This is a genomic window from Saccharothrix sp. NRRL B-16314, from assembly GCF_000716595.1.
Classification (GTDB): Bacteria; Actinomycetota; Actinomycetes; order Mycobacteriales; family Pseudonocardiaceae; genus Actinosynnema.
In genome coordinates this window covers 106,562-117,418 of sequence record NZ_JNXC01000017.1, presented here as the reverse complement: position 1 = coordinate 117,418, position 10,857 = coordinate 106,562, and the positions used below count along the sequence as shown (strand labels likewise).

Genomic DNA, 10,857 nt, shown 5'->3' with positions numbered 1-10,857 from the left:
CCGACGACTTCTGCGGCAACTGCGGAACCTATTTGGGCTGGGCTGCCACCACTCCAAAGCCTGGCACCTCAAAGCCCGGCACCGCAGCGCCTCGCACCTCAAAGCCTGGCATCGCAGAGCCGCGCACCGCAGCGCCTGGCACCCGAGAGCCTCGCACCTGGGAGCCTGGCATCCCGGAGCCCGCCGAGCCGGGGTTCGGCACCCCAGAGTTCGGCACCCCAGAGTTCGGCGCCCCGGAGTTCGGCACCCCGGAGTTCGGCATCTCGGAGTTCGGCATCCCGGAACCTGGCATCCCTGGGTTTGACCTCCAGGGGTTCGACCTCCCGGGGCCTGCCGAGCCGGAGCCCGAGAAGCGGTCGGGACCGGTGCCGCCCGGTCGTCCGGTGGCACGACGGCCGCTGCCCAGCGCGGGGGACGACGAGGTGGTCATCGGGCCACCGTGCCCGGCGTGCGGCGTCGCGAACCCGCCCGGACGCCGCTTCTGCCGCCGCTGCGCCACGCCGTTGATCTCCTCCGATGTGAGCAAGGAGCGCGCGCAGACCCGGCGTCGGTGGCGGTGGCACGGCGACCGGTCACGGTGGTTGCGCCGACTGGCCGCGGTGGTGGCGTGCGCGATGCTGCTGGTGGCCGCGATCCTCTTCTACCCCAACGCTTTGGCGCTGATCGAGGACATCCGCGACAAGACGTCCACCCCGGTCGCCGTCGGCCCGGCCAGCAGCACCGCCACCGCCGAGGTCCCCGGCCACCCGGCCGCCGCCGCCGTGGACGGCCTGTCGAACCGGTACTGGGGTGCGACCGCCGTGGGCGACACCGCGGAGTTCGGTTTCACCAACCCGTTCCGGCTGCTGTCGGTGGTGGTGCACACGGGCGCCGGGGTGGAGGAGAAGGCGTTCCTGGGGCAGGCCCGGGTGACGTCGCTGGACATGGTGGTGACGTCGGTTGACGGCGTCAACCGCACCATCCCGGTGCCCCTCGCCGACCGGGTCGGGCCACAACGCGTCGACACCGCCGTGAGCGGAGTGGTGCGGATCCGGCTGGTCGTGCGCGCCGCCGCCGGGCTGGCGCCGGGACGGCACATCGCGTTGGGCGAGGTGGAGTTCTTCCGCCGGCCCTGACCCTTGAGTGTCCATTGCGGACTGAACAGGAGCGGTACATGGACGTGGTAGTCGTCACCGGCTCGGCGGGCCTGGTGGGTGGTGAGGCGGTGCGGGCGTTCGCGGCGAGGTTCGACCTCGTCGTGGGGGTGGACAACGGGATGCGGCGGAACTTCTTCGGCGTGGCCGGTTCGGTCGCGGACAGCCTGGCGGACGTCGAGCGCATCCCGAACTACCTGCATTACCGGGCGGACGTGCGTGACCTCGACGCGCTCACCAGCGTGTTCGGCGAGTACGGCACGGACGTCAAGCTGGTCGTTCACACGGCCGGGCAGCCCAGCGACAACTGGGCCGCCAAGCAGCCGTTGGTTGACCTGAACGTCAACGCCGTCGGCACGATGAACCTGCTGGAGACGGTCCGGGCGCACTGCCCGGACGCGGTCGTCGTGCTGACGTCCACCAGGAAGGTGCACGGCGACGCGGCCGACTCCCTGCCGTTGGTGGAGACGTCGACCAGGTGGGAGATCGAGCCCTCGCACCCGTACCACGAGCACGGCGTCGACGAGTCGATCCGCGGGGACGGCGCGAACCGGACGTTCTTCGGGGTGTCGAAGCTGGCCGCCGACCTCGCCGCGCGGTCGTACGCGAGCGGGTCCGGGCTGCGGGTCGGCGTGTTCCGGTGCGGCAGCGTGACCGGCGCGTGGCACGCGGGCGTGGAGCAGGACGGGTTCCTGTCGCACCTGGTGCGCTCCGCCGTGCGCGGTGCGACGTTCCCGGTGATCGGGCACGGCGGCAAGCAGGTGCGCGACGTGCTCGACGCGCGGGACCTGGTGGAGATGTTCTGGCACTTCTACCTGGACCCGAGGCCCGGCGAGGTCTACCACGCGGGTGGTGGGCGGGAGCGGAGCGCGTCGATTCTGGAGCTGATCGCGCAGTACGAGTACCTGACCGGCGGCGAGGTGCCGTTCGAGTACACGCCCGAGCAGCGGTTCGCCGACGTGCGGTGGTGGATCACCGACACCCGCAAGTTCCGGCGCGACTACCCGGGCTGGCAGCCGGTGCACGGTCTGGCGGACATCCTGCTGTCGGTGCACGCGCGGTGGGCGGACGTGCCGGCCAACCCCTTGACCGGCAGCGGTCCCCGGTGTTGAGTTCGGTGTGCGCCGGCCCTTCTCCATGATTCTTCACGGCGGCCGGCGGGCGTGAAGAATCCTTGTAGACGCCTTTGAGACCGCGTGAAGCCGCAGATCACAGACTCGGTGTTGCAAACCGAGACCGTGGGAGGCAGCGGTGGAGAAAGTCCGGGTCGTCGTCCAGGCGGCCGATCACCTGAGCATGACGGGTCTGATCGCGTACTTCGGGTCGAGGTCCGACGTGCGGGTGTTGGAGAACGCGCAGCACGAGAAGCCCGACGTCGTGGTGGTGGCGGTCAACCGGCTGACCGCCGAGGTCGTGTCGCGGCTGCGGCGGGCCGCCGCGCACGTGGGTGCGCCGGTGGTGCTGATCGTCGACGAGGTCGGCGAGGCGGACGTGCTGACGGCGGTGGAGTGCCGGATCGTCGCGATCCTGCCGCGCGCCACGGTGACCGACCAGCTGGTGCTGCGCAGTGTCCTGTCGGCGGCGGCGGGTGGTGGCGTGATGCCGCCGAACATGGTGGCGGAACTGCTGCGGCACGTGCAGCGGTTGCAGCAGCAGGTGCTGTCACCGGAGGGCGGCCCCGACCGGCTGTCCGCTCGGGAGGCGGACGTGCTGCGGTTGATGGCGGACGGGTTGGACACGGCGGAGATCGCGGGCCGGTTGTCGTACTCGGAGCGGACCATCAAGAACGTGTTCTACGGGATCACGACCCGGCTCAACCTGCGCAACCGGCCGCACGCGGTGGCCTACGCCCTCCGGAAGGGGATGATTTGAGATGAGCAAGCCCGAGGTGGCGGTCAGGAAGGACGGTGCGGCGCTGCGCCACGTGGTGGACCTGGCGCTGCGGGGTCTCCGCGCCAAGGACCGGACGCCACACCCGGCCCGCCGGGCCCGCGCCGAGGCACCGTGGGTGATGTCCGCCGACGGAGTGATCAACGCCCCCGCGCACGACGACGACCAACCACCCCACCCCTGACCGCTCGCCGGCACCGAGCCACCGACCACCGACACTGGTCGCCAGTCACGGGGCCACCGACCACCGACACCGGTCACCGGGCCACCGGCCACCGGCCATCGGCCATCGGCCATCGGCCATCGGCCACCACCGACCATCGGCCGCCACCGACCTTCAACACCACCGACCGTCCGGCACCACCGCCCCTTGGGCACCACCGACCCTTGGGCACCACCGACCGTCCGGCACCGCCGACCGTCCGGCACCGCACCACTGAGATCACCCGAAAGTGGCGCCAGCACCGGGGATGAATGGAAACGCCGAATGTGTTGCCAGAAAGAAGAAGGTACGGCACCACGGCCCCCCGACCATCCCCATCCCACAGCGCTGGAATGCACCACCCACCGAACCCGGAACGAACCACACACCCAACCCGAACCGGACCCCGAACCGGACCGAACTCCCCAGCCGCCCGCTCCCACCACCCGCGCGGCTCGGATCGATCGCCAGCTCGACTGCACGACCCGCACGCCACGCACGACACCGGCAGGACCCCAGTCCGCACCCGCGACGCGCACGGCTCGGGTCGGTCCAGGGACGGCCATCACCACGCTCACCAGACCGGCGGGTGCTCGGCTCTGCCACCCGCGCGGCTTGGGGGCCACCCGTGCGGCTTGGGGTGGTCGCACGCCCGACGCCTTCACCAGCATGACGCCGACAAGCGCTCAGTCCGCACCCGCGACACGCACAGCTCGAGTCGGTCGCCGGCTTACCGCCCCACCGTGACCCGCGCGACGGACACCCGCGCGACAGACACCGGCGGGCGATCAGCCTGGTTCCGCGACCCGCGCAGCGGCGCGGCGGACGTCCCAGAGGGCGCCGAAGCCTCGGTAGAGGGTGATTGCCTCGCCTACGACGCCCTTGGCTTCCGTTGCCTGCCCACGTCGCGCCAACAGCACGGCCTGGTCCTCCAGCGTCTGCGCCAGCTCGAACGTCCGCCCGACCGCCCGGTAGTGCCCGACCACCGGGGCCAAGCCCTCCGGGTCCGCCGCCAGCACGCTCCGGCACCGCCGCGCCGCAGCCGACGCACGGGCCTCCTTCGTCTCCCGAGCAGCCTCCGCCTCGCACGCCTCCACCGCCGACCAAGCCGTGGCGACGTCACCGCACGCCAACGCCTGCCGCACCAGCTCCGGCAGCCACTGGTGCCGCAGCATCATGTCCGCGTACCGGGTGTCGAGGATCGTGCCCAGCACCGCCACCGCCCCCGCGTGATCACCCTCCCGCGCCGCCGCCATCGCCTGCGCCGCCACCAGGAAATCGCAGTTCTCCCGGTACGCCTCCGTCACCAGCGGCAGCGTGAGGCCGGTTTCCAGGTGGGCGGCGAGCGCGACCCCGTCGTCCCGGTGCGCCGCGATCAGCGCGGCCACGCCCTGCAGCAGCACCGGGCCGCCCTCCCGCAGCCCGAAGCCGGTGAACTCCGGATCACCGACCACGGCCTCCAGCCCGGCCACCGCCTCGTCCCACCCGCCCAGCCAGAACTGGTGCACCGCGGCAGCCAGGTGCAGCCCCGCCACCGGCGTCCCACGTCCCGCCAGCTCGAACGCCGCACGCAGGCTCGAAGTCGCCTCGTCCAACCGGTCCAGGCACTGCAGCGTGAAGATCCGGTTGTCCAGCAGCAACAGCCGCAGGTCCGTGAGGCTCACATCCGTCCCCACCACGTCCAGCGCCTGATCGAGGTAAGCAACGGCACGCGGGTAGTCGCGGCGCACCGCCTCCACCTGCCACAGCACTTCCAGCGCCTGACCGATGGCGAACGGGTCCGCGGCCCGCTCCCCCGCCTCGATCGCCGCCCGCGCACTCACCTCGGCGTCGTCCAGCTCCCCGATCCCCGCCCGCTGCACCAGGGCCAGCAACGACAACAGCCGCGCCCGCCACATGTCCGACAGCACCGGATCGGCCAACGCCTCCCGTGACGCCGCCACCGCCTCCTCCGCCCGCGCACCCCGATAAGGCATGTACGCGAGCGTCCACCTCACCTCCGCGATCAAGTCCGGCGAACGCAACCGCGGCAACGCACGGCGCGCGTGCTCCTCGGCTTCCGCGTCCCGCCCGATCCGGAACAGCGCACTGCTCAGGTGCGCCATCAACGTCGCGTCACGCTCGTCCCTCGCCACGGACGACCGCAGGCACCGCTGCAACAACTCCACCGCCACCAACGGCGCCCGGTAGACCAGCGCGGGCGCCCGTTCGACCAGCCAGTCCACCACCCACGCACCGACCTCACCGGCCGCCGCCAGCAGCTGCTCCGCCACGTGGTCCACGGGCGCGCCGGACGCCGCCAACGCCTGAGCCGCCTGCTGGTGCAGCGCCGTCCGCAAAGAGGCGGGCGTCCCCTCGTACAGGGCCTGCCGGATGAGCGGGTGCCGGAACGCCATCCGCGGACCCGCGTCGCGCAGCACGCCCGCCGCGATGGCCTCCTCCAACCGCACGGCCAGGTCGAACACGGGCGTCCCCAGCACCACCGACAGATCGCCCACCACGAACTCGCCGCCGAGCAGGGCGGACCACCGCAGCACCTCGCGGGTCGGGTCGGACAGGAAGTCGAGCCGCCCGGTCACCGCGGACACCAGCGACACCGGCACCCGGTCCAGCGCGTGCACGGCGACGTCGGCCACCCCGGTGTCGACCTCCACCACCCGTTCGCGCACCAACGCGTCGGCGACCTCCCGCACGTACAGCGGATTGCCTCCGGCACGCGCGGCGATCCGACGGAGCCCGGGTCCGGGTGACGCGCCGACCAGACGTCCGACCAGTCCCGCCACCTCGGTGTCGGCCAACGGCGCGAGGTCGAGCACCGCGCCCCCACCGGATTCCACGTCCCTGCGCAGCCGGGCGACCTCGGCCCGGTACGGCACCGGTCGTGCCGCCCCGACCAGCAGCAACGGCAGCCGACGTGCCACGGTCGTCAGCCGGTGCCACACCTGCGTGCTGGTCTCGTCCGACCACTGGAGGTCGTCCAGCGCGAACACCAGCGGCCCGTCCGCGCACAGCTGCTCCACCAACGCCACCAGCCGGTCGACCGCGCCGAACACCGGGTCGGAGTCGGCGAAGATCGACCCGGCCGGCCGCTCCTGCCGCAACGCCCGCGCCGTCGCCGCACGCCGGGGTTCGGGCGAGTGCGCGTCGACGCCCAGGCAGTCCAGGGCGAGCCGCAGCGGGAACCGGCTGCCCAGCTCGTCCGCCACCGCGTGGGCGATCTGGTGCCCGGCGCGGGCGGCTTGGGCCAGCACGGCCGCCACCAGCGCCGACTTGCCGATGCCCATCTCACCCTCGACCCACAGCAGCCGACCTGTGCCCGTGGTGACGTCGTCGACGAGCCGCCGGACCGCCGCCAGCTCCACGTCCCGCCCGACCAGGTCCGCGTCGAACGTGCTCGCGGGCTCCACGAAGGACACCGGTCGCTTCACCGGCTCCGGATCAGTGCCGCTCAGGATGTGCTCGTGGGCCGCGCGCAGCCGCTGTCCCGGCTCGACTTCCAGTTCCGCCACCAGCACCCGGCGCGCGTCCCGGAAGACCTCCAGCGCCTCGGCGCTGCGCCCGGACCGGTGCAACGCCAGCATCAGCAGCTCACGCGCCCGTTCCCGCAGCGGCTCCTCCGCGACGAGGGCCGCCAGTTCGGCCACCACCTCCGCGTGCGCGCCGGACGCGAGCGCCGCCTCGGCCCGGAGTTCCCGCGCGGTGGTGCGGGCTTCGCCGAGCCTGCGCCGCTGGGCGTCGGCGAACGGGCCGGTCAACCCGGCCAGCGCCTCGCCCCGCCACAGCTCCAACGCCTCGTCCAGCGAACGCCGGGCCGCCTCCGGGTCACCGTCCGCGAGCAGCCGCCGGGCCTGGTCGCGCAACGACTCGAACCTCGCCACGTCCAGGCCGCCGTCCACCAGCAGCCGATACCCGGAGCCCGCCGACACCAGCAGTCGTGAGGCGGTGCCGCGCGGCCGGTCCGGTTCCAGCGCCTTGCGCAGCGTGGAGACGTACGTGTGGACGCTGCCCTCGGCGGTCGGGGGCGCGTCGGTTCCCCACACGCCCGCGACCAGCTCGTCCCGCCCGACGCCGCCGGAGCGCAACGCCAGCATCGCGAACAGCGCACGCGGCCTCGACGAGCCCAGGGCGACCTCCCGCTCGCCCGACCAGGCACGCACCGTGCCCAGGAGCTCGACCCGCAACGCGCCCGTCATCCCGCGATCCACCTCTCGTCCGAACCCTCGGGACCACGCATCCGGTCCTGGGCCCGCTGCACGTCGTGCACCGCGCCCAAGCCGCCGTACCCCGCCAACGCCTCGCGGAACGCCGTGTCACCGCCGGCGCGGTCTCCCCGCGCTACCAGCAGCACCGCCGCGTCCTCCAACGCCTCCGCCAACTCCACCGGCCGTCCCACCGCCCGGTACCGCGCCACCGCGGCGAGGACCGGCTCCGGGTCGCCCTGCACCAGCCCGCGGCAACGGGCCTCGGCGGCGGACGCGCGGCCGGGGATGCGTTCCGCCGCGGCTTCCTCGACGCACCCGGCCAGTGCCCGCTCGGCCACGTCGGGTCGTCCGGTCCGGAGGGCCAGTCGCGCCACGTCGGGCAGCCACTGGTGTCGCAGCACCATGTGCCCGGGGATCGGTGTCAACAGGGGTTCCAGGGCGGCGAGAGCCTCGTCGGGACGTCCTGCCTGTTCGGCCAGCACCGCACGCGCGATCATGAGGAAGTCGCTGTTCTCCCGGTCGGCGGGCACGGTGGAGGGCTGTTCTGCGGCTGCGCGGAGGTGTTCCTCCGCGAGTCGCGTCCGGCCACGGCGCGCGGCGATCAGCGCCGCCACACCGCGCACGAGCAGCACCGGTCCGCGTTCGCGCAGCCCGTAGGCGGTGCTGCTCGGGTCGTCACGCAGGACGTCGGCCTCGGACGACGCCCGGTTCCACCTGCCCCGCCAGTAGTCCTGCACGGCCGTGGTGATGTGCGGGCCGATCCCGCCGGACCGGGCGAGTCCGCGCGCCGCGCGCAGCACGTCCTCGGCTTCGTCCAGCCGGTCCAGGCTTTGCAGCGTGAACGCCTTGTTGTCGAGCAACCCGAGCCGCAGCGTGCTGAAGTCCGGACCGTCCACGGCCAGGTCCAGCGCGCGGTCGACGCGCTCCAACGCCTCGACGTGATCCCGCCGGACCGTGCTGACCTGCCACAGCCCTTGCAGCGCGTGGGCGGCGGCGAAGTCGTCGTGCAGGTCCTCGGCGCGCAGCAACGCGCGTCGGGCGGTCGCGTCGGCGGCAACGATGTCGTTGAGCCCGTCCCGCTGCACCACGGCGAGCAGCGCCTCCAGCCGGGCCCGCCACAACGGCGGTGTCACGTCGTCCTCCACCGCCGCGCGCAACGCCTCCACCGCCTCCGTCACCTGTCCGTCCCGGTACCTGGTGTAGGCGAGGATCCAGCGCATCCCGGCCGCCCGGCCCTGGTCCCTGGTGCGGGCCAGCACGTACCGCGCCGCCGCCTGGGGCGGACGGCCGAGCCAGAACATCAAGCGGGCCAGCAGCGCGGCCATCCGCTCACGGTGTTCGGCGTCCACTGTGGACTCGGCGAGGACCGCGCGGAGCAGTCCGACGGCCGGGTCCGGTGCCCGGCGCACGAGTGCCGCCGCGTGCTCGACGAGCCAGTCGGCGGCCCACTCGTCCACCGCGCCGGGCGCCGCGGCCAGCTGTGCGAGGACGAGTTCCACGGGCGCACCGGCGGCGGCGAGCGCTCCGGCGGCCTGGCGGTGCAGCGCGGCCCGGACCCCGGCGGGCACGGAGAGGTAGAGCGCCTGGCGGATCAGCGGGTGGCGGAACGCCAGCTTCGGGCCGGCGTCGTCCAGCACACCGGCGGCCGTCGCCTCCTCCACGGCGGCGACGAGGTCCGACGACGTGCGGCCCAGCGCGGTCGCGGCGTCCCCGAGGGCGAACTCGTCGCCCAGCAGCGCCGCGGACCGCAGCACGTCCGTGGTCGCCGGGGACAGGAAGCCGAGCCTGCGGTTCATCACCGACACGAGGGCGCGGGGTATCTCGTGATCGGCGCACGGTGCCGCCTCGGCCAGGCCGTCGACCACGTGGATCGCGTCCTCGCGCAGCATCACGTCGACCAGGTCCTTGGTGTACAGCGGATTGCCGGTGGCGAGGCCGACGAGCGCCCGCAGGCTCCGACCGGGGGGCGCGCCCACGAGCCCGGTCAGCATCGCGGTGACCGACTCCTCCGACAACGGGCGCAGTTCGAGGACCCGGCCGCCGGAGCCGACGACCGTCCGGCGCACCTGCTCCACGTCGGCACGTCGCGGCACTGGCCTCCCCGCGGCGACCAGCAGCAGGGGCCACTGGTGCACGACCCGCAGGAGGCGGTGCCACAGCAGGACGCCGGCCTCGTCCACCCACTGCACGTCGTCCACCACGATGATCAGCGGCGCTTCGGCGCACAGCTCGCCCACCAGCCCCAGCAGCCGCTCGATCGCCATCGGCACCGGGTCACCGGATGAGTCGGCCGGGCCGCGTAACTCCTGCGCCAACGCCGCGCGGCGCGGATCGGCGGACGACTCGGTGACGTCGAGGCCGTCGAGCAGCACCCGCAACGGGGTGCGCGGCCCGAACTCGTCCCCGGCGGCCCACGCCACCCTGCACCCGGCCTCCACCGCCCGCGCCAGCCCGGTGGCCAGCAGGGCGGACTTGCCGATGCCCGGTTCGCCTTCGACCCAGACCGCGCCGCCCCGCCCGGCCTCGAGGCCCGTCAAGGCGGCGCGCAGCACGTCCGCCTCCTCGTCCCGCCCGACGAACAGGGCAGGCCGCACGGTCGGCGAGGCACCGACCCGGCGGGGGGCCGGCACGTCGTCGGCCTTGTCCTCCAACACGATCCGGTGCGCCTGCCGCAACGCGGCGCCGGGTTCGATCCCCAGTTCCTCCACGAGCACCCGCCGCGCGTCGTGGTAGACCTCCAACGCCTCGGCCTGCCGCCCGGCCCGCTGCAACGCCGTCATCAGCAACGCGCGCAGGCCTTCCCGCACGGGGTGCTCCCGGGTCAGCGCCGCGAGGTCCGCGATCACGTCGCCGTACCGCCCGACGACCAGCGCCAACTCGGCCCGGCGTTCCGCGGTGGCCAGCCGCAGCTCGCGCAACCGCGACCGCTGCGACTCGGCGAACGGTCCGGGCACGCCGGACAGCGCCTCACCCCGCCACAACGCGTGTGCCTGGTCCAGCTCGGCCAGCGCCAGCGCCGGTTCGCGGTCGCCCAACTCACGGGCCCGCTCCCGGTGGCGTTCGAACCGGTGCACGTCCACGCCGTCCACCGGCACGCGCAGGCAGTACCCGGACCCCGCCGAGGTGAGGACGACCCCGGTAGACCGCTTGGCCCGTCCCGGTTCCAGCGCGCGGCGCAGCCCGGAGACGTACGTGTGGAGGCCGGCGCCGGCCGTCGCGGGAGGCGAGTCGCCCCAGACGCCGTCGATCAGCTCGTCCTTGGAAACGGCCTGGCCGGCCCGGAGTGCGAGCAACGCGAACACCGCGCGCCGCCGGGCGGTGCCGAGGTCGACCTCCACCCCGCCGCGCCACGCCCGGACCGGTCCCAGCAGTTCCACGGTGACGGGGACAGTGGTGCTCGTCACCGTTTCCGCCCACCGCGCCTGGAATG

7 protein-coding genes are annotated in these 10,857 nt (G+C 73.5%); 4 read left to right on the top strand and 3 right to left on the bottom strand.

What is annotated here, in order from left to right; genetic code table 11:
* Positions 1–98 precede the first annotated feature (98 nt).
* Entirely contained in the window at positions 99–311 is a 213-nt protein-coding gene (locus OQ02_RS47200) for a pentapeptide repeat-containing protein (protein ID WP_156077242.1), read from the bottom strand.
* A 72-nt stretch (positions 312–383) separates the two neighbouring features.
* Here OQ02_RS47200 and OQ02_RS41945 point away from each other — a divergent pair, with 72 nt between their 5' ends.
* The 4 genes from OQ02_RS41945 to OQ02_RS23195 all read left to right on the top strand — a co-directional run bounded on the left by OQ02_RS41945 (position 384) and on the right by OQ02_RS23195 (position 3,207).
* Positions 384–1,115, top strand: coding sequence for a zinc ribbon domain-containing protein (locus OQ02_RS41945; protein ID WP_033440640.1), 732 nt, complete (start codon positions 384–386; stop codon positions 1,113–1,115).
* A gap of 38 nt (positions 1,116–1,153) precedes the next feature.
* Complete coding sequence (locus tag OQ02_RS23205) at positions 1,154–2,245, top strand: NAD-dependent epimerase/dehydratase family protein (protein WP_033440639.1); 1,092 nt, start codon at positions 1,154–1,156, stop codon at positions 2,243–2,245.
* A gap of 139 nt (positions 2,246–2,384) precedes the next feature.
* Positions 2,385–3,005, top strand: coding sequence for a helix-turn-helix transcriptional regulator (locus tag OQ02_RS23200; protein WP_033440638.1), 621 nt, complete (start codon positions 2,385–2,387; stop codon positions 3,003–3,005).
* A gap of 1 nt (position 3,006) precedes the next feature.
* Positions 3,007–3,207, top strand: a complete 201-nt coding sequence (locus OQ02_RS23195; RefSeq protein ID WP_033440637.1) for a hypothetical protein — start codon at positions 3,007–3,009, stop codon at positions 3,205–3,207.
* Positions 3,208–4,013: 806 nt separating this feature from the next.
* Here the strand turns inward: OQ02_RS23195 and OQ02_RS46750 are convergent.
* Entirely contained in the window at positions 4,014–7,418 is a 3,405-nt protein-coding gene (locus OQ02_RS46750) for a BTAD domain-containing putative transcriptional regulator (protein WP_033440635.1), read from the bottom strand.
* On the bottom strand, positions 7,415–10,831 hold the full coding sequence (locus OQ02_RS23180; RefSeq protein WP_063747135.1) for a BTAD domain-containing putative transcriptional regulator: 3,417 nt from the start codon (positions 10,829–10,831) through the stop codon (positions 7,415–7,417). The genes OQ02_RS46750 and OQ02_RS23180 overlap by 4 nt, the downstream gene beginning before the upstream one ends.
* Positions 10,832–10,857: the final 26 nt, after the last annotated feature.

Coding starts and splice junctions, on each gene's coding strand:
- OQ02_RS23195 (WP_033440637.1), top strand. CDS start 3,007: ATGAGCAAGCCCGAGGTGGCGGTCAGGAAGGACGGTGCGGCGCTGCGC.
- OQ02_RS46750 (WP_033440635.1), bottom strand. CDS start 7,418: ATGACGGGCGCGTTGCGGGTCGAGCTCCTGGGCACGGTGCGTGCCTGG.
- OQ02_RS23205 (WP_033440639.1), top strand. CDS start 1,154: ATGGACGTGGTAGTCGTCACCGGCTCGGCGGGCCTGGTGGGTGGTGAG.